24 protein-coding genes and 1 other RNA gene are annotated in these 23,719 nt (G+C 44.0%); 9 read left to right on the top strand and 16 right to left on the bottom strand.

Features of this window, described 5'->3' with window-relative positions:
- The first annotated feature begins 208 nt into the window (after positions 1–208).
- Positions 209–778, top strand: a complete 570-nt coding sequence (locus RMO68_RS02330) for a PhnA domain-containing protein (protein ID WP_310439099.1) — start codon at positions 209–211, stop codon at positions 776–778.
- A 38-nt stretch (positions 779–816) separates the two neighbouring features.
- On the opposite strand, the gene RMO68_RS02325 is transcribed toward RMO68_RS02330, so the two are convergent.
- The 6 genes from RMO68_RS02325 to RMO68_RS02300 form a co-directional block, all read right to left on the bottom strand.
- On the bottom strand, positions 817–1,632 hold the full coding sequence (locus RMO68_RS02325) for a hypothetical protein (protein ID WP_310439098.1): 816 nt from the start codon (positions 1,630–1,632) through the stop codon (positions 817–819).
- Positions 1,633–1,727: 95 nt separating this feature from the next.
- Entirely contained in the window at positions 1,728–1,967 is a 240-nt protein-coding gene (locus RMO68_RS02320; RefSeq protein WP_310439097.1) for a hypothetical protein, read from the bottom strand.
- Positions 1,968–2,230: 263 nt separating this feature from the next.
- Positions 2,231–2,476, bottom strand: coding sequence for a hypothetical protein (locus tag RMO68_RS02315; RefSeq protein WP_310439096.1), 246 nt, complete (start codon positions 2,474–2,476; stop codon positions 2,231–2,233).
- A gap of 41 nt (positions 2,477–2,517) precedes the next feature.
- Positions 2,518–2,890, bottom strand: a transfer-messenger RNA (tmRNA) gene (gene ssrA / locus RMO68_RS02310).
- A gap of 38 nt (positions 2,891–2,928) precedes the next feature.
- Positions 2,929–3,669 (bottom strand): tryptophan synthase subunit alpha, encoded by a 741-nt coding sequence (trpA, locus tag RMO68_RS02305; RefSeq protein WP_310439095.1) that lies wholly within the window; start codon positions 3,667–3,669, stop codon positions 2,929–2,931.
- On the bottom strand, positions 3,666–4,070 hold the full coding sequence (locus RMO68_RS02300; RefSeq protein WP_310439094.1) for an Hpt domain-containing protein: 405 nt from the start codon (positions 4,068–4,070) through the stop codon (positions 3,666–3,668). Before RMO68_RS02300 ends, trpA begins: the two co-directional genes overlap by 4 nt.
- A gap of 133 nt (positions 4,071–4,203) precedes the next feature.
- Here RMO68_RS02300 and panB point away from each other — a divergent pair, with 133 nt between their 5' ends.
- From panB to RMO68_RS02270, 6 genes are all read left to right on the top strand, one after another.
- A complete protein-coding gene (panB, locus tag RMO68_RS02295) occupies positions 4,204–4,992 on the top strand; it encodes a 3-methyl-2-oxobutanoate hydroxymethyltransferase (protein ID WP_310439093.1) in 789 nt (262 codons plus the stop codon).
- Positions 4,993–5,003: 11 nt separating this feature from the next.
- Positions 5,004–6,011, top strand: a complete 1,008-nt coding sequence (gene ruvB / locus RMO68_RS02290) for a Holliday junction branch migration DNA helicase RuvB (protein ID WP_310439092.1) — start codon at positions 5,004–5,006, stop codon at positions 6,009–6,011.
- Between the two features lie 8 nt (positions 6,012–6,019).
- On the top strand, positions 6,020–7,057 hold the full coding sequence (locus RMO68_RS02285; RefSeq protein WP_310439091.1) for an AI-2E family transporter: 1,038 nt from the start codon (positions 6,020–6,022) through the stop codon (positions 7,055–7,057).
- An 83-nt stretch (positions 7,058–7,140) separates the two neighbouring features.
- On the top strand, positions 7,141–7,551 hold the full coding sequence (locus RMO68_RS02280; protein ID WP_310439090.1) for a hypothetical protein: 411 nt from the start codon (positions 7,141–7,143) through the stop codon (positions 7,549–7,551).
- A gap of 6 nt (positions 7,552–7,557) precedes the next feature.
- On the top strand, positions 7,558–8,220 hold the full coding sequence (locus RMO68_RS02275; protein ID WP_310439089.1) for a response regulator transcription factor: 663 nt from the start codon (positions 7,558–7,560) through the stop codon (positions 8,218–8,220).
- Positions 8,217–9,437 carry an ArsS family sensor histidine kinase gene (locus tag RMO68_RS02270; protein WP_310439088.1) on the top strand — a complete coding sequence of 407 codons (1,221 nt, stop codon included), beginning with the start codon at positions 8,217–8,219 and terminating at the stop codon, positions 9,435–9,437. Before RMO68_RS02275 ends, RMO68_RS02270 begins: the two co-directional genes overlap by 4 nt.
- Here the strand turns inward: RMO68_RS02270 and lgt are convergent.
- The 5 genes from lgt to hemN are packed head-to-tail and all read right to left on the bottom strand — an operon-like array spanning position 9,401 to position 13,697.
- Positions 9,401–10,225 (bottom strand): prolipoprotein diacylglyceryl transferase, encoded by an 825-nt coding sequence (gene lgt, locus RMO68_RS02265; RefSeq protein ID WP_310439087.1) that lies wholly within the window; start codon positions 10,223–10,225, stop codon positions 9,401–9,403. The genes RMO68_RS02270 and lgt overlap by 37 nt on opposite strands.
- A complete protein-coding gene (locus tag RMO68_RS02260; RefSeq protein WP_310439086.1) occupies positions 10,225–10,560 on the bottom strand; it encodes a DsrE family protein in 336 nt (111 codons plus the stop codon). Before RMO68_RS02260 ends, lgt begins: the two co-directional genes overlap by 1 nt.
- Positions 10,553–11,050: a HugZ family protein gene (locus RMO68_RS02255; RefSeq protein ID WP_310439085.1), complete on the bottom strand. Its 498-nt coding sequence runs from the start codon at positions 11,048–11,050 to the stop codon at positions 10,553–10,555. Before RMO68_RS02255 ends, RMO68_RS02260 begins: the two co-directional genes overlap by 8 nt.
- Entirely contained in the window at positions 11,047–12,327 is a 1,281-nt protein-coding gene (locus RMO68_RS02250; RefSeq protein ID WP_310439084.1) for a (Fe-S)-binding protein, read from the bottom strand. The genes RMO68_RS02255 and RMO68_RS02250 overlap by 4 nt, the downstream gene beginning before the upstream one ends.
- A 2-nt stretch (positions 12,328–12,329) precedes the next feature.
- Positions 12,330–13,697 carry an oxygen-independent coproporphyrinogen III oxidase gene (hemN, locus tag RMO68_RS02245; protein WP_310439083.1) on the bottom strand — a complete coding sequence of 456 codons (1,368 nt, stop codon included), beginning with the start codon at positions 13,695–13,697 and terminating at the stop codon, positions 12,330–12,332.
- A 186-nt stretch (positions 13,698–13,883) separates the two neighbouring features.
- Here hemN and RMO68_RS02240 point away from each other — a divergent pair, with 186 nt between their 5' ends.
- On the top strand, positions 13,884–14,627 hold the full coding sequence (locus RMO68_RS02240; protein WP_310439082.1) for a response regulator: 744 nt from the start codon (positions 13,884–13,886) through the stop codon (positions 14,625–14,627).
- 6 nt (positions 14,628–14,633) lie between these two features.
- On the opposite strand, the gene RMO68_RS02235 is transcribed toward RMO68_RS02240, so the two are convergent.
- From RMO68_RS02235 to RMO68_RS02220, 4 genes are all read right to left on the bottom strand, one after another.
- The gene (locus tag RMO68_RS02235; RefSeq protein ID WP_310439081.1) at positions 14,634–16,910 is read right to left on the bottom strand and encodes a hybrid sensor histidine kinase/response regulator; all 2,277 of its coding nucleotides are present in this window, start codon (positions 16,908–16,910) and stop codon (positions 14,634–14,636) included.
- A 68-nt stretch (positions 16,911–16,978) separates the two neighbouring features.
- Positions 16,979–17,788, bottom strand: a complete 810-nt coding sequence (locus tag RMO68_RS02230; RefSeq protein WP_310439080.1) for a peptide deformylase — start codon at positions 17,786–17,788, stop codon at positions 16,979–16,981.
- 48 nt (positions 17,789–17,836) lie between these two features.
- A complete protein-coding gene (locus RMO68_RS02225; RefSeq protein ID WP_310439079.1) occupies positions 17,837–18,004 on the bottom strand; it encodes a hypothetical protein in 168 nt (55 codons plus the stop codon).
- A 33-nt stretch (positions 18,005–18,037) separates the two neighbouring features.
- Entirely contained in the window at positions 18,038–19,507 is a 1,470-nt protein-coding gene (locus RMO68_RS02220; protein ID WP_310439077.1) for an NAD(P)/FAD-dependent oxidoreductase, read from the bottom strand.
- 396 nt (positions 19,508–19,903) lie between these two features.
- Here RMO68_RS02220 and RMO68_RS02215 point away from each other — a divergent pair, with 396 nt between their 5' ends.
- Positions 19,904–21,073 (top strand): NAD(P)/FAD-dependent oxidoreductase, encoded by a 1,170-nt coding sequence (locus RMO68_RS02215; protein ID WP_310439076.1) that lies wholly within the window; start codon positions 19,904–19,906, stop codon positions 21,071–21,073.
- Between the two features lie 6 nt (positions 21,074–21,079).
- Here RMO68_RS02215 and pepN read toward each other — a convergent pair whose 3' ends face one another.
- Positions 21,080–23,683, bottom strand: coding sequence for an aminopeptidase N (pepN, locus tag RMO68_RS02210; protein WP_310439075.1), 2,604 nt, complete (start codon positions 23,681–23,683; stop codon positions 21,080–21,082).
- Between the last annotated feature and the right edge of the window lie 36 nt (positions 23,684–23,719).

Genomic DNA, 23,719 nt, shown 5'->3' with positions numbered 1-23,719 from the left:
CTCATCAGCGTTTGTGGACGGGAATTATAGGGGAAAAGATGAAAGAAGTCAAGAGCAATAAAGCTAAATAGTGTGGAAATGACCAAAAAAATTTCACAAAGTATCGAACCGTATCCTATTAATATAGATTTCACCAAAAAAGTTTCATTTAAAAGGGGCGATTGAGCGATACGCTATAATGCGCTTATTAATTTAGTAAGGTGTTATTATGAGTATTGAACAAACATTACAAGAACGAAGCGGAAATATCTGTGAATTATGCGGAGCATCCGAAGGGTTGAGCGTTTACGAAGTCTCTCCGAGCGATGCCTCTGCCGATCAATCGATCTACATTTGCGAAACCTGCAAAAGCCAAATTACCAATCCTCAAAACCTCGATTCGGATCACTGGCGCTGTCTCTCAGATAGTATGTGGAGCCAAACTCCCGCCGTACAAGTGATGGCGTATCGCCTTCTATCGGCGTTAGGAGATCAAGATCAGCTCGATATGATGTATCTCGAAGACGACGTAAAATCATGGGCGCAAGCGGGAATGCTTAACACCGCGGCTAACGATGACGGCGGAGCGGTTGTCCAACGTGACAGCAACGGAACTATCCTCGCCGAGGGGGATACCGTAACCCTTATCAAAGATTTGGAAGTCAAAGGGGCGGGATTCACCGCTAAACGGGGAACCATCGTTAAAAATATCCGTCTTACCGATGATTCACGCTACATTGAGGGAAAAATAAACGGCAGTACGATCGTTCTCGTCGCCGCGTTTATGAAAAAAGCATAATTGCTCTCCGAGGCGATCCCAATCGCCTCACCTAAAACCTACTTCGATCCCTCTAACTGCATTGCCAACTGTGAATAAATACGCGCTTTTGCAATATTAAATCGATGTGATTTCCCGCTCATTTCCAGTGATGCTATTTTTTGACTGAGTTGCCCCATACGTGCGTTAATCGAATTTCGGCTCTGAATTACGGTAGAGGTATCCTCCCCCTCAGGCTTTGAAAATCCGACAAAGTTCTTTGCGTTATTGACATACCCGTTGGTTCTCTCTAGCGCATCGGCGATGGCTTGTGTCGTTGCCGCCATCATCTGTGTGGAAGCAGAGATCTCTTTTAATCCGTTTTCAAGGTCTTGGGCGTCATCCATCAGCTTCGTATCGGCGTATAGGGCTAATTTCGCGATTTCAGATCCCTTGGCCGTCGAACGGTTCAGTTTGTCAAAGTTCGCTAAAAAATACTCCGAGCTATTTTTGTATCGGTTTAAGGCACTCGCGGCACCTCCGAGGTTAAGGAGCGTTTTGGAAATCAGTTTCGTAGTGTTAGACACTTCCCCCGCATACGGAATCGGTAAAAATCGTACCACATTGCTGATGTAGACACTCGATTTGATCATATCGGCGTAGTTATCAACCGTCCCTTTCATCGTATTGATAAACCCCTCAAAGCTCTCAATATTCTTTTTGTCCTCGCGCAGCAGACGTGCGACCCGCTCAAGATGATCATACCCGTAGGCGTTGAGCTGTGCGGCATTGATACACGGTTTCGGAGGGATTATCGCAGGTTGTTGTATTTCTGGCTGTGGCGCACAGCCTCCCAACATTAATACTACACTTACTAAGGCTATAACTCGTTTCATTCCAATTCTCTTTTACGGATAAATAGTGTAGTTGACATAGTATTCAAGATTTTAAAAATTGCACTTAAAAGGAGAAAAGGATTTAGAAAAGAGATTCAAACGAACATGAAATCTTTTTTATAGAGAATATGGGCACTTGTTTGTTTGAAAAGTTCCATTTTTTCCAGAACGTCTATCAGAGGAAGTTTACTCATGGCACTGATCTCTTGACACAATGCTATTTCATAATTACTCATTCTGGCGCGATACGCAACAATCATATGTTTGGTCGTAAGCTGTCTTAGTCGATTAAGAACCGTTTTATTGACTTGTAATTCATTAGCATTGTTTAACATTTTGCAACCTTAAAAATGAATTTGAACCCATTGTAACACTTTAAAACTTCTGTGTCAATATATTCAAAAATATTATACTGCTTGGGTGGAAGCAACTTTTAAATAGTAAAGGAAAATAATTACGGGGAAGCTACAAAATAAAAATATAGTGAGAGAAGTTTTAGTAAAGGGCGGGGGAGGCGTTTTTGCGATAATCGCTTAAAAAGTAGCCTGTCCTTTTTTTTCCTTTTTTCGTAAAGAAAAAAGGGGTGAGGGGAGAATAATTATGAATGGGCGGCTTGTCGCTCTTTCTCTTTGTCCGTATGGGTGATATCATGCCACCCTTTGCCTTTGATCGATACAGAGACGATTGTATACGATTCGATCACGACTAGCTGAGGCTTACCCTCTACCATCATTTCGACTTTACGTTTAACGGAGGGTTCGTTATCACGGATAACCGCCATATTGCCATCACTGAGTCTGACGAGAGTGTCACGTTTGAGTTGTTTAGTGGTATGTTCTTTCATGAGGGTATTATAGCATTAGGATGGTAAGGGGTAAATGAGGTTGGTGGAGGCGTCCGGGATTGAACCGGAGTCCTAAACCAAGGAAGTAAAGGCGTCTACATGCTTAGTATCGTTGTTTATGTTTCGTGAGCTCTCACACAACCGAGCAAAGCTACAGCCCACTATCCTCTAAATTCGTTCCCGTCCGAGGCATTCCGAGAGTATAGCTATCACAGGGGTTATACGCCAAGCCCTTCCAGTTATAGCATAGGAAGGTAGCGCAGTCCTAAAGTTTAATTAAACTTACGCTACAGCGTAAGCAGGACGGTAATTAGTGTTGTTTGCGTTTAAGCAAGTGTGAGCCGTATAACGGAGCTGCTCAGTCCGGCGATGCAACCTAAACCTTCTTGATCCAGTCGAAGCCATGTCGCCCCCACAGTAGATAACCGAAGTTAGAATCGTATTATATATCTCTATTCGTTAATAAGAGATTTGATGTTGCGGGTTATCTCACAACATTTAGCTATCTTTTGGGTGTTGTTTAGCGTCTTGTCCAAAAGGAGATTGACGATTGCGGAACCGACGATAACACCGTCAGCCCCTTGTACTTTTTCACGGGCGGTTTTCTCGTTAACCCCGAAACCGACATAGACCGGCGTCTGCGTGTGGCGTTTGATCATCTCTAAGGTCGGAGCCAAATCTTCCGCTTTGCCGCTCCCCGTGATCCCCGCATAAGCGACGAGGTAGATAAATTTGCGCGCTTCGGCGGTGATCGTAGCGATGCGCTCTTCTCCATCGGTCGGGGCGACGAAGGTGATGTTGGCTAATCCTCTGCTCTCAAAAAGGTTATGATAGGTTTTTGCCTCTTCGTACGGAACGTCAGGGATAATAAGACCGTTCACTCCGACACTCTTTGCCTGATCCAGTAACGCTTCCATGCCGTATTGGTAAAACGGATTAAAATAGCCCATCCATAAAGTATCAATTTTTGGGGCGATACGCGCGGAGATATCAAAAATATCGGCAAACCGAAAGCCCGCTTCAAGCGCATGCTGGTTTGCCGCTTCGATGACAGGACCGTCCGCGACGGGATCGGAAAACGGAACGCCGAGTTCTAACGTGTCAACACCGTTTTCGCCGAGTGCCAATGCTAAATCAACGGTAAAATTTTTATCGGGATAACCTGCGGTAATGTATGCTACGAGTTGTTTCACTCTTTCTCCATATCGGGTAAAATTAATAGGGAAAAATGGACTTTCGAGAGTTCGTTATCCATTTTAAAATCTTCTTGCCACTGCATAAACATGTCAGCGACACTTATTAACCAGGTAACTGTCTCTTCATTGACTACTTTATCACGTGTGCGCAATAGCTCCAGTGCTTCTTCCACAAAAGTGGCCAAACGCGTCATAGGTTCAATTTGCAAATATCCTGACGCTGATTTAATATTATGAAAAATTCTAAACAGCTCTTCAATGCTTCGATGATAATGCTCTTCATTACCCAGATTGATGACTAAACCTTCCATGATTTCCGTCATCATTGCGTAATGGTCTAAAAATTCGTCAATGATTTCAAAGTCGAAATTAGCTTCAAGAACGCTTCGTATGCCCATAATGATGTTCTCCTGTGATGGTAAATTATAACCATCTTTTGATTAATCTCCCCTCTTAATTGCCATAAAATAGATACCCGAAACAAATTTTGGGTAAACTATCTACTTTAAATAACTATGGGATATTTATAGTATGAAAAAACTCACTATCGGCTCCATTCAAAAACGAAAAGGCTCACTTCCTTTAGTGATGCTCACCGCTTATGATGCCCTATTCGCCCGTATTTTTTCACCGAGCGCCGATATCCTTCTCGTCGGAGACAGTCTCAATATGAGCTTTGGAGGCAACGCTGATACGCTGAGTACGACGATGGATCAAATGATTTATCATACCCAAGCCGTCTGCAAAGGGGCACCTGAGACTTTTATCATTACCGATATGCCTTTCGGTACCTATACCGATAACGCAACCGCACTCTCCAATGCCATTCGCGTCTATCGTGAAACTTCTGCCGATGCGGTAAAAATCGAAGGGGGAGCCGATAAAGCTCCGCTCGTACACCATCTTACCTCCAACGGAATCGCCGTGTGCGGTCATATCGGGCTCTTACCGCAAGCGGTTCGCGCCGAGGGGGGGTATAAAGTCAAAGGGAGAAATGAACACGAGGCACTCTCTCTCATCGCGGATGCGCAAGCCATCCAACAAGCCGGTGCTTTTATCCTCGTGATTGAAGGGGTTATTGCGGAAGTAGCCACGCGTGTTGCGCAGAGTGTCTCTATCCCCGTAATCGGAATCGGTGCCGGTAACGGCGTGGACGGGCAAGTGCTTGTGTTCTCCGATATGCTGGGTCTGTATGAGCCGTTTGTCCCTAAATTCGTTAAACAATATATGAATGGTGCGGCATCGGTAAAAGAAGCAGTAAAAAATTACGCCGATGAAGTGCAAAATCGCTCATTTCCTGATGAAAATCATGTGTATTAGGAACCTCTAACGTGGAACGCATAGTCGAAATCGAAAAATTTAACGCCGAAGAGATTACGGAAACTTCCCTACGCCCTAGTGCATGGGACGATTACATCGGTCAAGAGCAAATCAAAAAAAATCTAGGCGTTTTTATCGAAGCGAGTTCCAAACGGCGTGAAGCACTCGATCATGTCCTCTTTTACGGCCCTCCGGGTCTGGGAAAAACGACATTAGCCCTCATCATCGCCAACGAGATGGGAAGCAACATCAAAGTGACTGCCGCCCCGATGATCGAAAAAAGCGGTGATCTCGCGGCAATCCTCACCAACCTCGAAGAAGGCGATATCCTCTTTATCGATGAAATCCACCGACTCTCCCCTGCCGTCGAAGAGATCCTCTATCCGTCGATGGAAGATTTCCGCCTCGACATCATCATCGGCAGCGGCCCTGCCGCGCAAACGGTTAAAATCGATCTACCCCGCTTTACCCTTATTGGTGCGACTACCCGTGCGGGGATGCTCTCGAACCCTCTGCGGGATCGTTTCGGAATGAATTTTCGGATGCAGTTTTATACCCCCGATGAACTGTGCGCTATCATCACCCAAGCCGCTACCAAACTCGGTAAAAATATCGATAAAGAAGCGGCAAAAGAGATTGCCAAACGCTCTCGCGGGACTCCCCGCATCGCTTTGCGACTGCTGAAACGGGTACGCGATTTTGCCGACGTTGCGAATGAATCCACGATTTTGCATGAACGTTCCCGCTATGCTCTCGATCAGCTCGGAATTAATGCCAACGGATTCGATGAGATGGATATCCGTCTGCTCAAACTCCTGATGGAAGCCAAAGGGCGCGCTATGGGTCTAAGTACCATTGCCGCGGCACTCAGCGAAGATGAGGGGACCATCGAAGATGTGCTCGAACCCTATCTCCTCGCGAACGGCTATTTGGAACGAACCGCACGCGGACGACTTGCAACCCTCAAAACGCACGAACTGCTGAAATTCGGAACGCCTTCAAACGGACTGTTTGAATAATGTTGTCCATGAAAAAAGAGTACTTTACGCTGACGCTGTTGGCGGTCGTCTCGTACGGAATTTATCGCCTGTATGAACCGTTTTGGATGAGTATCGTCGTCGCTTCGCTTTTGGCCATTTCAACACACCATATTCAAATGGGCTTTTTACATCTTACCCGCAGCCGTTTTTGGGCTTCAACCCTCTCAACCCTCTTACTCGGAGCCCTCTTTTTCGCTCCGCTGGGTTATTTTTTATTCCATCTCTCCGTGATGATGCAAAACCTTGACCCCGCTATCATGAGTACCATGGAAGCAAAACTACGGAGCTGGTTAACCCATTTGCCCCCTGCACTCTCACGACTCGAAGCGAAAATCGAAGCCTCTTTAATCGGATTTGATCCCACTGCTTTGAGTCAGCACATTATTGCGTACGCCTCGTTGATCGGAGCCTTTACGATGTCGTTTCTCTCCGGCACCCTTTTTATCTTGATTTTCTATTTTATCGCTCACTACTACGGACGGGAAATTTTTGATTTTTTTAAACGTTCTGCCCATTTTCCGCAACAAGAAAGTACCCTTATTATGTTTGAAATGCGCTCCTCCATGAGTGTCGTTTTTTACTCCATCCTCGCCACCGCCGTATTGGAGGGGGCATTGTTCGGAATTGCCGTAGGGTATATGGGATACAACGGTCTATTATTCGGGATTATGTACGGCTTTGCCTCTCTTATCCCCGTTATCGGCGGGGTGATTATGTGGCTTCCGTTTGCCCTTTTTGAGCTCTCGATGGGACATACCCAAAATGCCCTCTTTATTACCCTCTATACCATTATTGTCATTTCAATCATTGCGGATACGTTTGTCAAACCGATCATTATTAAAATTATCAATCAACGGCTTATTAAACCTCAAGAGAAAATCAATGAACTAATTATCTTCTTCGCCATTATCGCGGGATTGGCCACTTTCGGATTTTGGGGGATGATTATCGGACCGGCCATCACGGTACTGTTTTTAACCTTGATGAAAATCACCGAAGCCCAAAGTGAAGACGAAACCTATTAATCTTGTTAACACTAGATTGATAGTGAATTGACATATATCTTCTATACTGTCAGAGTCTAAATATAACAACACGGAGAAACCCTATGAAAAAGATCCTAAGTATCGCACTGATCCTCGGTGCAACAGCGTTAATGGCATGCCCGATGCAAGGCGGAATGCAAGGTGGAATGTGCGGCAATAAAGGCGGCATGGGCGGTATGATGCAAAAATGCGAATGCGACACCAAAAAGCTCCCTCCGATGATGGAAAAATTGGATTTGAACGACAAACAAAAAGAACAAGTAGCGGCGATTCGTGCAGAGGGAAAAGCATTCCACAACAAACAGCACGACAAAATGATGGCCGTTCTCACGCCGGAACAACGTGCCAAACTTGAAGGTATGAAAATGATGATGGGTCAAGGCGATGGTCAAAAAAGCTGCCCGAATAAAGGTGACATGAAACAAATGCAGATGCCTGCCGGCGGTATGGGCTGCAAAAACTGCGAAAAGTAATTATATATGATTAAAATCCTCCTGATCGAAGACGACCTCGAAATATCAGATCTGCTCACGCAGTATTTGAGTCGTTATCAGATGGAGGTGATCAGCTACGCTCATCCCAAAACGGCATTAAGCTCCTTGGGGATTGAATCGTACGATCTTGTTTTACTCGATTTGACCCTTCCCGATATGGATGGGTTGGATGTGTGCAAAGCGCTTCGTGAACGGAGTGATATTCCTATCATTATCTCCTCGGCTCGGAGTGATTTGGGAGACAAAGTGATCGCACTGGAACTCGGTGCCGATGATTATCTCCCCAAGCCCTATGAGCCCAGAGAACTCGTTGCACGGATACAAAGTCTTCTTCGCCGCATTAACGGCAAAACCATTCAAGCCAGCAGTGAAACGTTTCGAGTCGACGAAAACGGCATCTACAAAGAAGGGGAGCTCCTCTCTCTTACCCGTGCCGAATTTGAACTTCTTTCACTCCTTATCAAACACCGCCGACAAATTATATCCCGTGATTTTATCGCCAATAACGTGGAATCAATCGGATGGGAAAGCAGTGAACGGAGCATCGACGTCCTCATTAGCCGAATCCGCCAAAAAATCGAGCCTAATCCAAAACACCCTACCCTCATCCGCTCTATCCGCGGTATGGGATATCAGTTTACCCTATGATCAGCCGTCGCCACTCCGTTTTTTTTAAACTCCATGCCTTCTTTTTACTGGCACTTATCGTCCTCATTTTGCTTTTTATCTCCGCACTGCATGAGCAGGAACGTCAAAAATTTCATCTTCTGACCCACCGTTCTATGGAACTGTCCCGTATTATTGATGAGACCAAAACGAAAACCTGCATGGAAAAAAATCACGAACTCTCCGAAGCGGGGTTCAAAGTATTAGAGGCCAAAACACCAAGATGCGAAGCGCTAAAACTTCCTCTTCCGATGCAGTCTAAACTAAGATCCCGTAATGTCCAAGTGACTATTTATAAAGACGATATCGGATTTATTTATGAGCTCTCCGAAGGGCGCTGTACCATGCTTTACCGTGATACCGCTGAGGGGAAAACCTACTATTTCGTTTGGTTTTTGTTTTTTGCCCTCTTAGGCGGATTAGTGAGTATGTATCTCTTGTTATGGCGCAATCTTAAGCCACTTAAACACCTCTATCACCAAATACAACGCTATGGAGAAGGGGAAGAGATGCACCACCGTACACCAAGTAACGGTAAAGATGAAATCGCCCTCATTTCCAATGCCCTTTATGATGCCTTGGAAAAACAAAACAAACTCAAAAAATCGCGTGAACTTTTTTTACGCAATATCATGCATGAGCTCAAAACACCGATCACCAAGGGAAAACTAATCGTAGAATTGGAAGAACCCAGCCCGAATAGAAATTTGCTTGCTAAGCTCTTTTCAAGGCTGGAACATCTGATCCATCAGATGGCGGATATTGAGAAGATGCACGCTTTTTCCCTCACTAAAAAGCCTCATCGTTTAGACATTATGATCCAAAGTGCCATGGATCATCTCATGATCGATAACGAAACGGTTCATCAAAGCGGGTGTGAACAAATCGTAACGGTAGATGAAGCGCTCTTCACCAGTGCGTTGCAAAACCTTATCGACAATGCGGTACGCCATGCCACATCTTTACCGATAGAGATAGCGTGTGATGCGGAACACATATGTATCCGAAATCGTGGTGAAGCGCTCAAACGTCCGGTCGAAGAGGCATTGCAGGCATTTGTCACGGAACGGGGAGATGGAGGGCTAGGATTGGGACTTTATATTGCCCAATCGGTTATGGATCTCCATAACTTTACTTTAGAATACCGTTACGAAGAGGAGACTCACGCTTTTTGTATTCGATTACGGGAACGAAAATAGACCCACATGGCGGCAGAAATCCCTGCCATCGCAAAACTAAGTGCCATCCCAAGCGTCATCCAACTGCCGACCAAATAGCCGATCTGCGCATCGGGAGCACGGTAAAATTCGACCAATCCCCGCCCGATGCCGTATAAAAATCCATACAGCAAAATCAACTCACCCTCGTAAGCTTTACGGTGACGGTACGCATAAATGATAACAAAGACCACAACCCCCTCGACAAACGCTTCATAAAGCTGCGAGGGGTGACGGAGCGTGTCATACACATAGATGCCCCACGGCACATCCGTAGCACGTCCGACAAGCTCTTGGTTGAGGAAATTTCCGATTCGACCGAACACGTATGCGAGCGGTACCGAAACTGCCACCAAATCCATCAAACGCCCGAACGGTATTCCGTGACGACGATGATAGAGGTACGAGCCGATTAAAAAACCGAATATTGCGCCGTGAAAACTCATTCCCCGAATTCCGACAAACTGCCCGTCGATAAACGGATTAAAAATCTGCCACGGTTGAGTAAGATAATAGATCGTATGGGTATCGTAAAAGAGGATATATCCCAAACGCGCCCCCAGTATTACCCCTATCTCGGCATAGATAAAATAATCATCCAACTGATCTTTGGTGATAGCGATCTTATCTTTTTGAACGATCCATTTGGCGATAACCAGTGCGGATAGGAGTGCGAGAACGTACATCAACCCGTACCAATGAACGGGGATCGAAAACAGGTTAAAGGCTACGGGATTAAAATGCTCATATATGTGTTGCCAAAATTCCATCAGAATGTCACCACTTTCCAGTCGCTTTTAAGCGCCTGCGTTAAAAACTCACCCGTATGGGTCGGTTCGATCCCCAGTTCACGAAGCTGTTCGCTCACCCCGTAATCATCACTGCACACAACGCATGCCGAGGCTTTTACACCGCTATCTATCACTTTGGAAACCATTGCTTGTAACTCCGTGTTTTCAGCCAATAGCTTCGCCGAAGGGCCCCATATCATTAAATGGGCTTCGTCCCAATAGCCGCGAGGTAAAATGACGCTTCCATAGAGCAATACAAGCTTTTTAGCAACTTCGATCTCTCCGCTGCTCCACACAATCAGAAGTTTATCCATTACCATGACCCTTTTGATGTTGACCCATTATTTGCGTCATCACCTCTAAGTTGTGATCCAAACGATACGCTCTCCCAAATCCCATCACGACACTGCCGCTTTGCGGAGAGAGTTTAAAAAGGTGAAAATCCCCCATTTGGGTTAATGAGGTGACGAGTTCAGGATCAAAATGAGCACAGAAGCGTTCAATAATTGATTCATATCTCACATCATCTCGTACTACTTCGGATGCTGTTGATTCAATCGTTACACGCTTACGGGCAAAGGGTTGAACGCATTGCGATTCATCTTCGACAAAGAGAAGGGATACATTAGGAGAGGTGAGAAGATTGCGCCCGTGTTGCGCAACGGTGCTGATTAGGATGTAAAAATCACTTCCTACACGGACATACGGGGCGGTACTTGCATGGGGCTCACCTTCGGGAGTTAGTGACGCCATTACGAGAGTCTGAAACGTCTCTAAAAACGACTCAACCTCTATCGTAGTCATTTGCGTAACGCCTCGGCGATCAGTTCAATCGGATTTTTGAACACCACATCCACATTCGCCTCATTCATAGAGTTATTAATCTGCATACGACAGGCACTGCACTCCGCGGTAACCACTTGCGCTCCGCTTTTAGCAATCATGGCGGCTTTTGGACGTCCCGCTGCTTGAGCAAAATGAAAGTTTTCCGTCTGCATCGTCACCCCGCCGAATCCGCAACAAGCATTCGGATCACTCATCTCGGTAATCGTATAATTTTGGCTCACCAAGGCACGCGGCTCTTTATAAACCCCCTGCATTTTACGGGCGTGGCACGGATCATGATAGGTGACGCTCAGATCACTACGCCCTTTGGATGCCAACAACGCTTTAAGCTCCGTCTTCTGCTCCAGCCACTCGGTTGCCATAAAAATTTTGCCTTTGAGTTTTTGGGCACGTTCCAACCATTCGGGCTGATCGTGGAAAAAATGTTCATAATCAATTTTAATCATCGCACTGCAGGTCGCTTCGGGGATAATAATCGCCTCAACTTCGTCAATAAAGCTCTCGAAATAGACAATGTTCTTTTTGGCATTATGATCGACCGTCGCAAAGTCTCCCGTAAAATAAGCCGGCGCTCCGCAGCAAAGCTGTTTTTTCGGGATAAAGGCATCGACGTTCAATGCCTCCAAAATTTCTAAAAGTCCCTTGCCGATCTCGGTATAGTTGTAGTTTGCCAAACAACCGATAAAAATCGCGACACGACGTTTCCCGCCGTTAGAGATATTTTCGGGATAGCTGTTCATAAATGAGGTTTTCCCCATAGAGGGCAATAAACGATCTTTTTTAATGATCGGGAGATTAAAACGCGGCTGCATCGAATTAATCTCTGCCTTGATCTTAAATCCGCACGTTTGGAACACATATCCGAGCTTAAAGAGGATATCCATCGTCGTTCGGTGACGCAAAAGAAAGAAAAATGCCCGTTTAAACCATGCAATACCATACTTATCAGCGAGATCGGCACGTACCTGCTCAATCACCATATCGGTCGGCAATGCTTTGGGGCAGACATCGGTACAATTGGTACACAAAAAACAGCTCTCAAAAATCGCTTTGGCATTTTTGTCGAGTTCCAACTGCCCCCGCTCATACGCACCGAGCAGATCAATAAACCCGCGAGGAGAAGTTACCTCATCGGCATTGACGTTGTGAATCGTACAGACAGGAATACACTTCCCGCACTTGATACAGGCATCCGAGGTTTCGGTAAAGTTAAAAAGTTCGCCTTGTCGTGTCATATTTACACCGTTTTACTGAAGGCTTTATCAGAGCTTGCGTGACGTTTCATATAGGCATCAAACGGCATCGCAATGTTTCGGATCAAAAGGGTTCCCGTCGTCGAACATTCGATTGAAGAGGGTGTCATCGTAAGAAGTCCGTCCGCTTCAAAAGGTTTTAACGCCTCGATAGCATCCGCAAAATACTCGGCAAATTTCACACCGTACAGCCGTTCGAATCGTGTGATATCGAGTTTAAAGTTCGACATTAATTCCATGATGACGTATTGGCGAATGCGGTCATCTTCGTTTAATGCAACACCACGCTCATGAGGTAATCGTCCTGCATCGATGGCCGCTTCGTAGGCTTCCATCTCTTTGAAGTTCTGAGCGTAATAATCAACACCTTCACCGATAGAGGTAAGTCCGATACCGATCAGATCAGCACCCCCTTTGGTTGTGTATCCTTGAAAATTACGGTGCAATTCCCCTTTTTCGATCGCCTTAAAAAGCTCATCCTCGGGTTTGGCGAAATGATCCATTCCAATCATTCTATATCCCAGTTCCGACATGTGATCGATGGTATAGCGCATAATGGCAAGTTTTTCTGCCGGATGAGGCAGGGTCGTCTCATCGATTTTACGCATCGTTTTTTTAAGCCACGGTACATGGGCGTAATTAAAGACGGCAAAACGATCCGGATCGAGTGATATCGCCAAATCGAGGGTCTTTTTAAACGTCTCTAAACTCTGATACGGTAAGCCGTAGATCAAATCGACGTTGACACTTACCATGTTGTATTTGCGCGCCAAATCCATCGCCGCTTTCGTAATATCGTAAGGTTGCACGCGGTGAACGGCCACTTGAACCTTTTCATCAAAATCTTGAATTCCAAAGCTGACACGGTTAAATCCCGCTTCACTCATCACCCGCATTTGCTCCTCATTAATATGGCGAGGATCAATCTCGCAGCTGATCTCGGCTTCAGAGGTAAAGTTTTTAAAATGACTTTTAATCGCGGTGATAATACGGTTCAACTGATCGGCATCAAAAAACGTCGGAGTCCCTCCGCCGAAATGGAGCTGAATCACAGGACGGTTGACATCAATGTGCTGAGCTAAAATTGCCAATTCCCGTGTAAGATAATCGATATAGCGCTCTTTTTTATCCTCTTTGGAGGTAAATACGACGTTACAGCCGCAAAAATAACAGGCATTTTTACAAAACGGCAAATGGAAATAGAGGGAGAGTGCTCGTGCGGGATCTTGTGCATGGAGCTTTGCGAGGTAACCGTCGTAATCAAAAGCATCACTAAACTCCAACGCCGTCGGATAACTCGTATATCTAGGCCCCGGCTTAGAATATTTGGTAAATTTGTCAAAATCAAGCATACATATCCCTATTAATCCCTGTGAATAACGCGATTATGCCCCTTTTGGGTTGAATAACGGATAAAAAAGAAACATTATTCTCATACCAAAGGAAATTATCACAAAATTTGTACGCTTTATTCCTATATTTTCTCGACATTGTGATAAAATCCTCGTCTATCACATCAATAATGAGGACGTAGCCCTATGATTAAAGTTCTAGTCGTCGAAGACGATGAAGTAACCGCAATAAATTTAAAAATGTCATTAGAAAAACAAGGCTACGATGTCATTTCACTGGCGGATAATGCCGTTACAGCTCGTAATAAAATTAAAATCTATAATCCCGATATCGCCCTCATCGATATCGGACTGCAAAAAACGATGGACGGTATTGAGTTAGCCCAATATATCCGCGATAAAAATCAACTCCCTTTTATCTATCTTACCGCCCACTCCGATAATGAGATGCTCACCAAAGCTAAAAAAACCGAGCCCTACGGATACATTGTCAAGCCGTTTGATCCGATCAATCTCCATACCACGATCCAAATGGCACTTTACCGTTTTAAAGAGGAGAAAAAACGCTCGTCTAACATTGATGAACTCAAATCGGATCGTGAAGAGCTTGAAAAGCTGGTTTACGCTAAAAAACTCTCCGATAAACCGATTGTCGAATTTGGTGAAGGGTATCGTCACGATACAGGGTTGGGAGAGACTTTTTATCAAAACCAAAAAATCAAACTGACTAAAAAAGAGAACGCATTTATCCGTCTTCTCGTCGCACAACTCGGAAGTGTCGTCGATTTTGAACAGGCAATCAACTACGTTTGGGAAGCCAAAGGGGCAACCGACAACAGCGTCCGAACACTCGTATGGAGACTTCGTAACAAACTCCCTACCGATGTGATTAAAAATGCTTCGGGGGTCGGCTATTATCTCGAAGAGTAGCTATGTTTACGCAAATCGTTTCGTAAACTCGCTCCGAAGCACTTCATACGCCTCGATAAAGTCGAACTCTATCTCTTCTTCTTGCGCAGACTCTTCAATCACATACGCCAGTCGGGAGAGTTCTTCAAAACGGAAATTGGCGCTTGAGCCTTTTATCGTATGGGCAATATGTCTAATCTCTTCGTAGGCTTTATTGTCTATCGCACAAGAGAGATCATGGAGCGAATGTTCCATTTTTTGAGCGTATATCTCTAATAAATACTCTATTTGATCCTCTTCTAACATCAATGCACTTTTAAGGTGCTCCCTATCGATATTTCCCCATTTTCGCTCAGTCGATACATGCAAACGTTTTGCCGCTAAAATAATCGGTTTAAAATAGCGTTCAAACAGTTGCTCAATCTCTTTTATAACGATCGGTTTACCCAAGAAAGCATCATATCCGTTTTGAATAGAACGTTCACGCGATCCTTTGATGACATTTGCGGTCAGAGCGACGATCGGCACATGCGAAATTCCGCTCTCTCTTTCATACGCCAAAATATTAGCCGTAGCTTCATTACCGTTCATTTGCGGCATCTGTTCATCCATCAGTACCATATCAAACGTATCGGATTTAAAAAGCTCTAATGCTTCAACTCCGTTTGAAGCAATCGTATACCCCAATCCATACTTCTCCAATATAATCTTAATCAGCTCTTGATTAGCTAGGTTATCTTCGGCTACGAGTACTTTCCCCTCAAACCCTCCTCGCCATGCCGCCGCTTCGGTACTAGGACACTGGAGCGTATCAACCCCTAAAACCTCACTCAAAGCACTTTGAAGCTTTGTACAATAGATCGGAAACGTAAGCGGTGTTATCGTCGAAATACTATCATAGCGATCATCTAAAAAATCAAGAATAGCTACGGAAGGGATTTGATTTTCAATGATGATTTCACGCGCGGCGTCATTCATCGAACTCTCTAAAAAGATAAGAAGATCACATGACTCTTGTACGTTATCGATCAAATGAACATCCAAACCGAAATGATCCCAATAGCGTTGTAGCGATTCGAGTTTGTAGCTTTCGCTCGGATCATGCGCAAGAAGTCCGAATCGTATCCCCTTAAACTTTGAAACATCAAATTTTGAAACTTCAGCTGTACCGCTAGTGAGAACAGGGATCTTTAATGCAAAAGTACTCCCTTCCCCCAGTATGGATTCCAGTTCAATCATCCCTCCCATATGAACCGCCAACTGCTTACAAATGGAGAGCCCAAGCCCTGTCCCTTCATTGATTTTCATATTCCCTTCCTGAGCTTGGGAAAATGCGTCAAAAATCCGTTCTTGATCAACTACTGCAATTCCTGATCCCTGATCGCGTACGGAGAGTAAAAGCACCCCCTCATCGCATCGTGCTTCAACATGGATAGCCCCTCCATGATGGCTGAATTTGATAGCGTTACTCAGAAAATTACCGACGATCTGCTTAATCCGTAATGCATCGGCTGTAATCTCATAAGGGATAGAGGGATCAATAAAGCTGGTAAGTGTAATGTTTTTAGAGTTTGCACCCGGAACAAAAAGTTCCATCGTATGCGATATCTCGTCATGAATATTAAACGGCTGCGGGTCAACGGTAAATTCACCGCTTCGAAGTTTGCTAAAATCAAGAATATCATTAATGATGTGGAGAAGATTTTCTCCGCTGTTGCTGATAATATCAAGATATTGCTGGTAACGCGGATTCGTCGTCTCATCGCGCAAAAGCGATACAAATCCTAAAATAGCATTGAGCGGAGTCCGAATCTCATGGGACATATTAGAGAGAAAATACTCTTTGGCTTTGGAAGCGTTAAGTGCTTCTTGCTCTTTTTGATAAATCGTGTCTGTGTAAAGTTTTAAAACACTTGAGAAATTTTGATCGAACAGGTAGCTAATCGAAGCAAATACCGACTGATCGTTGATCCCTAAACGATAGGTCTCATTAATAACCGAGCGTTTAAAATGGGTACACAGAACAAAAAGCTCATCTGCTCGAAGCTCTTTATTTTTCAAATAATCAATTAACTCAGCGATTACGGGACAATCGCCGATCGCCATCTGCCCTGAAACAACCCCAATAAAATAGTCAAATACGCTTCCCGCATACTGATCTTTAAAAAAATCGACATCAATGGAATGACGCTCTAAAATCGAGGTACACAGCTCATCCGATACCCAATCGTGTAAAATAGAGTTTTTTGCCGCAATCAAAATCTCTTTGGATCGAAATAAATTTGCTATATCCGGCAGACTCATGAGGGTTCCTTAGGCAACAAAAAATTTCGGATATGATACTGAAAATGGGATAAAATTATAATTTTTTATTATTTTGGTGCCATCCATAGAAAAATTCCGCATCCTACGATAAAAAGTTGGAAACTTAATATTGCGACGGTACCGATGATATTTCCGGTTTGGCAGCTGGTACACTGCTTATAAAGCCTGGACTCATACTGAGCATAAAAAAAGTACCCTACCATCAATAATATTGCCGTAAGAAACGCAACAATATCGATTCGATATATCCACTCTTGTACCGCTGAAGAGACAAATAACGGGGTAAGCAACGATAAAAACATTGCTGAAATGAGATATTTGACCCCTAATTTGAAATAGTCGCGATAAAAAACCGTAGGGCACGATCCCCCATCCGCAACCAATCCATACTCCAGATAATCATTGATTCGCTGTTTCATCTCTTTATCGACACGATCTACAAACGTAGACCCGTAACAATAATCCATATGCTGTTGGATAACACGGGCAAGCTCACCGCTAAGATCACGATGATGCGGTTCACCCTTTTCATCTTCGTAAATAAGGGTTACGTTCTCATACCGATCCACATCAACACTTATCCCCTCATAATAGATACTCCGTTCTGTCTGCGTCGACATTCCGGAATGTTTAATCAACCTGCCGTTAATATAAGGTGTATAGCTACCCGCTTCTTTAAGGACGATAATATTGTATTGAATACCGATCAAAATGGCACTCAACGCGTCTAAATCATGCTCTTTCATCGTATCACACATGTCGGTAATCCAACGGTGCAGTTCGTCATCAAAGAAACGGACATTGGCCGAGATTAAACGGATTTTCGGGTCAGGGTATTTAAGTAAGGGTTGAATCATAGGAAGGTATCTTTGAAAGGTGTCGATGGCCAAAGGCCATCGCAGGTATTAGTGACTTTTACTTACAACGATAATCATCTTGATATTGATGATTACAAAACGGATAAACTGCCAAATTTTGCATGTGCGCATAGCACGAGCAAATTTTCCCGGAATCATTGCCGTATTGAATTGATCGTTTTTAGCGAAATTGAATTCTTCTGGTTTTACTGCCATTATGGTCTCCTGTATTCGTAATTTTGTCTATATTTATTCCGGAATTACTTTCCAGAACGGTTTGAGTTTTGCTTTGTAAATAAACAAGTAATGCAAGATATGTTTAATCCAGTGACCCGCAAGTCCGATCTCACCGAAAGTATAATCGGTATCACGGCCGGTTCCAGGATATTTTTCAAAGTCAGGTACAACCGGATAAACCGTCATTGCCGCAGCCTGTCCGTCTAACCAACCTTTACCCGCAGAGGCAACACATGCTGCACCCATTTCTGCCATAGACGCTTCATGCAAGTGAGCATCAGGCCCTTTTTTGATTAAATCGCACACACTGTGAGCAACCGCTTTACCCATGATTCCACTTGGCATACCGGTACGCGGCGGAGTCGGATTAATAACGGTACCGTTCGGTGATTTCATCGGTTTAGAGATGATATGCGGAGGTGCGAATGCAATCCCTGCCGCGAACAGATTTTTAAATGTCGGATTTTGATAAGTACGAGGCCAGTCAGATGCTTTCCACTCTGCATACGGTTTGGCCGTATAATCCGCGTCAACTTTCATAAAGCCGTTTGGTGCGAATACTGTATCGGTAATATCCTCTCCCGCTTTGTTATACGCTTTAAGACCAACACCCGCAAACGGAGGGATCAGCATTGAGAAGTCGAAACTCTCTTCACCCGTAGTTCCATCAAGAAGTTCATACGAAACTTTCCCTTTTTCTACTTTGTTAACATGCGCACCGGTAATATAATTAACACCGCGCTCAGCAAACAAAGATTCGGTGAAGATACGGCTACTTACAACGTAACCGCCGACTTTCATATGAAGTCCGCCCATACCGAAATCGCCCATAAACGCTTCATTGGAAATCCATTGGATATCGGCCATATCACGAAGACCTGCTTTACGGATCTCATGTTCGACGTTGAAAATATATTCAAATGCCGCACCTTGACACGTACACATACCGTGACCGGTACCGATCAAGATTTTTTGACGCTCACCTTTGCGCATTTTATCCATAATTTTTTCGAGTTCATGTGCCGCATGTTCAGCGTGATCCGCCGTACAAACTGAAACGGTAAATTCACCTAAACCGTTAGCATCACCAAGACCCGGAGTTGCTCCGAAATTCAATTTCGGTCCGGTAGCATTGATAAGATAATCATACGTCATCTCTTCGCTCTGTCCCGCTTTACCTTGACCCGTATATTCAAATGTCACAAACGGTTTATCGTTGCTTGCACTTCCCTCAGGGTTGATACTTACCGCTTTCGCTTGTTTATAAGTAATACCCGCTTTTTCATACACAGGGGCGAGATCAAAAGTAACGTCCTCTTTGCTCATTTCACCGACACCTACCCAAATGTTGGAAGGGATCCAATTCCATTTCGAGTTTGGTGTAACCACCACCACTTCATGCTCACGGCCTAGCCAATCTGCTGCGAATGTAGCAGCCGTATGTCCGGCAACACCGCCACCGAGGACAATTAATCTCGCCATATCTTCTCCTTGAATGAATTCCATAAAACCAGATTATAATACCATATCATCACATTTTTATCACATCCTTAAAAGAAACATTGTATTTTAAACTAAAATTTTTAGAAAAGCACTCGGTGTTACGTTTTTTCCCAATCATATTTTTATAAAAAGGATGATTTTTCACAAAAACACATACTCTATATAAATCGTTAATAAATATAATTTGATAAATTTATTACTTCGTATCATTGAAATATACTCTATGAATTAACATTTATAGCATTTATAACCCATAAAATCGGTAGTAAAAACATTTCTTTATTGACTTAAAACATCAATGGCATTATAATGTCTTAATATGTTAATCATATATTTTAATAATGTATTTTTATGGTTAGAAGTAGGGATTTTATAATGAAAAGTGTTGTTATTCTCGGCGGTGGAATCGCCGGTGTCGAAGCGGCTATCTATTATCGTAAAGAGGGTTTTGATGTTGAACTCATTAGCGAACGCAGTTATGTTTTCATCTATCCGATAGCAATCTGGATTCCCGTCAAAACGGCACGATTTGAAGATGTAGCCTTCTCTCTCGACAAAATTGCCGCGCGACACGGTTTTAAACTGACCGTCGATAGCGTTTCGGCAATCAATGCTAGAGAAAAAACTATCACCCTTAAAGATCGAGGTTTACGCAATATCGATCATCTAGTGATTGCGATGGGTGCGGCTAAAATGAAGCACGATGGATTGGAACATACCCTCTCTATCTGTGGCGCACCGGAGCAGTCAATCCTCCTCAAAGAAAAAATAGACGCCCTTATCACCAAAGGGTCTGGAAAAATAGCTTTCGGATTCGGCGGTAATCCGAACGATCCGAGTGCTGTACGGGGAGGACCGGGGTTTGAACTCTTTTTCAATCTCCATCATCGTCTCACCAAACTTGGGATTCGAGATAATTATGAAATGACTTTTTTTGCTCCAATGGCTGAACCCGGAGCGCGAATGGGGAAAAAAGCATTATCTTTACTGAAAACCCTTTTCAAAAAGAACCGTTTCAACTCACGCTACGGTAAAAAAATTGCACGATTTGAAGAAAGTGCTGTTGTTTTTGAAGATGAAAGTATTTTAGAGAGCGATTTAACCATGTTTATCCCTGCCGGAGATGCCCATAGTTTTATTAAAGCATCCGATTTACCCCAAAATGCGACCGGCTTTATCAAAATTAATGATTTTTGTGAAATCGAAGGTATTGAGGGGTGGTATGCCATCGGAGATGCGAGTGCACTTGAGGGGCCCGATTGGAAAGCCAAACAAGGGCATATTGCCGAAGTTATGGCACGTAATGCCGCCCATAATAGCGCTATCGTCTACGGACTCAAATCAGGCGAACTAAAAGGGTACAAAGAACACCTCAATATCCTCTGTGTCATGGATATGGGTAACGGTGCAGGCTTTATCTACCGTAATGCAAAAAAAGCGTTCTTAATTCCCATGCCGATCATCGGGCATTGGATGAAAATCGGTTGGGGCTGGTATTATAAACTCTCTAAACTTGGGTATATCCCTCGCATTCCCGGAGTGTAGTGTATATTAAGAGGCTTCCAAAATTTTCGTAATGATCTCATAAACATTATTTGAAAGGTTCGGATGATTTTTAATCCGCTCCAATTCACATCCCATCAGAGTTTTTTGCTCCATAGAGAGCTTGGGATAATTTTTAAATGCCCCTGCAAGACCAGAAGCAATTTGAGGGTTCAATGCATCAATCTCAATCACTTTATCGGCAACAAAAGTGAACCCTTCGCCGCTGATATCATAAAAAGCAAGAGGATTACGGGCAAAACTTCCAATCAGTGAGCGCACTAAATTCGGTACTTTATTATCGTATGCCGGATCACTCTGAAGTGCTTTAACCCTCTCTAGTGTTCCGATTCGACGTGAAGAGGCACAAAGGGAAAAATATTTATTCATCACTAACGTCTGATGTTTGTAGAGGGTGTAAAAATGTTCTAGCCCTTTTGAGGCTCTCTCCGGAGCGTAGTTTTCCAGTAAATCAAGAGCACTTAGACGTTCGCTCATAGAGAGGGCTTCATAATAGTGTTTCTCACATAATGCACTCACACTCTTATCCCCCAAACTCATCACCATTCCCAAAAGACGATTTTTAAGCGAGCGTTTCCCCATACTCAATCCGTCAATATCTGTATTTGTCGGATCATACAACGAATCAATCATCTCTAAAATAACATCCCTATAGCGTTTTGCCAATACCTGCTTAAGCTCCTCTTGCGCCTTCACAATCGATACTACATCGATAATGGTTTGACGCTGCATTAACGTAGTAATACTCGGAAGTTCTAAAATCTGAGACTTAAACATCGTATCACACGCTTCATCTTGTAAAACTGCTCCGTAACTCTCGATATAACGTTCATTGACCTCACCGCCGTTCATCATCGCTTCGAGAGTCTCGATTCCGAATTGGTGTGCCGCCTCAAAACGGACAAATCCGTCACGTTCATACGCCATTAAAAACGGGAAATCGAGTTCACTGCACTCTATGTTCACCGGAGCACTGAACCCGCGATTTAAAGAGAGATAAGGAGGGATCGGTATCCCCGTGAAAACGATCTCATTGGTCTCATTTTCTAACCATATGACATCCTCATGCATGAGCGTAACATCATCGCTCTGAAGAGGATATGCAGAACCATCGGAAGCCAAAAGCGCTACTCGTAACGGCATCGCATACGGTAACTGATCTTGGTTCTTGGTATTTTTGGGGATCATTTGAACAATACGCAATACGAGTTCAGCCGATCCGCTCCGATATTCACTCGAAATTTTCAAAGTCGGCGTTCGCTCTTGCGAATACCACCGTTTAAACTGGGTCAGATCAACGGGACTTTGAGACTGCATCGACTCAAGAAATTCTTCCGTCCCCACCGCTTTTCCGTCAAAATTTTCAAAATAGTAATCCATTGCATGACGAAATTTCTCACGTCCCAATACGGTGTGCATCATCCGAATCACCTCCGCACCTTTCTCATAAACGGTAGCGGTATAGAAGTTGTTGATCTCAATATAATGATCCGGTTTGATCGGATGTGCGGTCGGCCCCGAATCTTCCACAAACTGGCGCTCACGCAAAGCTCTCACATCATCCAGACGCTGCGTCAGTTCAGAGTTCATATCGGCGCTGAAACATTGATCTCTAAAGACCGTCAATCCCTCTTTGAGGGTTAACTCAAACCAATTTCGGCAGGTGATACGGTTTCCCGTCCAGTTGTGAAAATATTCATGCGCGATAACACTCTCAATCCCCATGAAATCACCGTCCGTTGCCGTCTCTTCATCGGCAAGAACATAATGGGAGTTAAAAATATTCAGCCCTTTATTCTCCATTGCCCCCATGTTGAAACTGTCCACCGCTACAATATTGTAAACCTCTAAATCGTATTCGCGTCCGTACTCGTTTTCATCCCATTCCATCGACTTTTTGAGTGAGCGCATGGCATGATGACATTTCTCTTCATTACCGCGATCACAATAAATCGCCAAATCGACCTTTTTACCGCTCATCGTGCTAAAAGTATCGGTAATGGAACCTAAATCTCCCGCTACGAGGGCAAAAAGATAACACGGTTTCGGGATCGGGTCTTCCCAAAGAACTAAATGTTTGCCGTTATCGAGTGTCGCCGTACCGCGCAGATTTCCATTGCTTAACAATATCGGACATCTCTCGATGGAAGCGATTATCTTTGTCGTAAAACGGGTCATAACATCAGGACGGTCGATGAAATAGGTGATGCGACGAAATCCCTCAGGCTCATTTTGGGTACACCAAATTCCTCCTGAGCGATAGAGCCCTTCTAATGCGGTATTTTGATCGGGATAGATACGATTGATAATACGAATGCGTGCATCATCACAATCAAGAGGGAGGATTAATCCATCCTCTTCTTTAGTATACATATCTTCGGAATAAAGGATGTCATTTACCCATAGCAGCTCTAAATCGAGCATTTCACCGTTTAAGTGCAAGACTTTTGCAGTGGGGTCTTGACGACGGATTGTCATAATATTTTCAACCCGCGTGGAAGACTCTTCGATGATAAATTCCAATGAACACGTATCCACGGTATAGGGGCTAGGAGTATAGTCTTTAAAATAGATTGTTGTATGTTCTTGCATGGTATACCCGTCTCATTTTTTTGAAATAATACTCAA

The sequence above is a fragment of the Sulfuricurvum sp. genome, from assembly GCF_031427015.1.
In the GTDB taxonomy this organism is placed as follows: domain Bacteria; phylum Campylobacterota; class Campylobacteria; order Campylobacterales; family Sulfurimonadaceae; genus Sulfuricurvum.
Note: the sequence above shows the minus strand (reverse complement) of the source record. Positions and strands in the feature narration are given on the sequence as shown.

Coding starts and splice junctions, on each gene's coding strand:
- RMO68_RS02270 (WP_310439088.1), top strand. CDS start 8,217: ATGATCAGCCGTCGCCACTCCGTTTTTTTTAAACTCCATGCCTTCTTT.
- RMO68_RS02280 (WP_310439090.1), top strand. CDS start 7,141: ATGAAAAAGATCCTAAGTATCGCACTGATCCTCGGTGCAACAGCGTTA.
- RMO68_RS02275 (WP_310439089.1), top strand. CDS start 7,558: ATGATTAAAATCCTCCTGATCGAAGACGACCTCGAAATATCAGATCTG.
- RMO68_RS02330 (WP_310439099.1), top strand. CDS start 209: ATGAGTATTGAACAAACATTACAAGAACGAAGCGGAAATATCTGTGAA.
- RMO68_RS02230 (WP_310439080.1), bottom strand. CDS start 17,788: ATGATTCAACCCTTACTTAAATACCCTGACCCGAAAATCCGTTTAATC.
- RMO68_RS02240 (WP_310439082.1), top strand. CDS start 13,884: ATGATTAAAGTTCTAGTCGTCGAAGACGATGAAGTAACCGCAATAAAT.
- RMO68_RS02255 (WP_310439085.1), bottom strand. CDS start 11,050: ATGACTACGATAGAGGTTGAGTCGTTTTTAGAGACGTTTCAGACTCTC.
- lgt (WP_310439087.1), bottom strand. CDS start 10,225: ATGGAATTTTGGCAACACATATATGAGCATTTTAATCCCGTAGCCTTT.
- RMO68_RS02325 (WP_310439098.1), bottom strand. CDS start 1,632: ATGAAACGAGTTATAGCCTTAGTAAGTGTAGTATTAATGTTGGGAGGC.
- RMO68_RS02260 (WP_310439086.1), bottom strand. CDS start 10,560: ATGGATAAACTTCTGATTGTGTGGAGCAGCGGAGAGATCGAAGTTGCT.
- RMO68_RS02225 (WP_310439079.1), bottom strand. CDS start 18,004: ATGGCAGTAAAACCAGAAGAATTCAATTTCGCTAAAAACGATCAATTC.
- pepN (WP_310439075.1), bottom strand. CDS start 23,683: ATGCAAGAACATACAACAATCTATTTTAAAGACTATACTCCTAGCCCC.
- RMO68_RS02285 (WP_310439091.1), top strand. CDS start 6,020: ATGAAAAAAGAGTACTTTACGCTGACGCTGTTGGCGGTCGTCTCGTAC.
- hemN (WP_310439083.1), bottom strand. CDS start 13,697: ATGCTTGATTTTGACAAATTTACCAAATATTCTAAGCCGGGGCCTAGA.
- panB (WP_310439093.1), top strand. CDS start 4,204: ATGAAAAAACTCACTATCGGCTCCATTCAAAAACGAAAAGGCTCACTT.
- RMO68_RS02320 (WP_310439097.1), bottom strand. CDS start 1,967: ATGTTAAACAATGCTAATGAATTACAAGTCAATAAAACGGTTCTTAAT.
- RMO68_RS02215 (WP_310439076.1), top strand. CDS start 19,904: ATGAAAAGTGTTGTTATTCTCGGCGGTGGAATCGCCGGTGTCGAAGCG.
- RMO68_RS02300 (WP_310439094.1), bottom strand. CDS start 4,070: ATGGGCATACGAAGCGTTCTTGAAGCTAATTTCGACTTTGAAATCATT.
- RMO68_RS02220 (WP_310439077.1), bottom strand. CDS start 19,507: ATGGCGAGATTAATTGTCCTCGGTGGCGGTGTTGCCGGACATACGGCT.
- RMO68_RS02250 (WP_310439084.1), bottom strand. CDS start 12,327: ATGACACGACAAGGCGAACTTTTTAACTTTACCGAAACCTCGGATGCC.
- RMO68_RS02315 (WP_310439096.1), bottom strand. CDS start 2,476: ATGAAAGAACATACCACTAAACAACTCAAACGTGACACTCTCGTCAGA.
- RMO68_RS02235 (WP_310439081.1), bottom strand. CDS start 16,910: ATGAGTCTGCCGGATATAGCAAATTTATTTCGATCCAAAGAGATTTTG.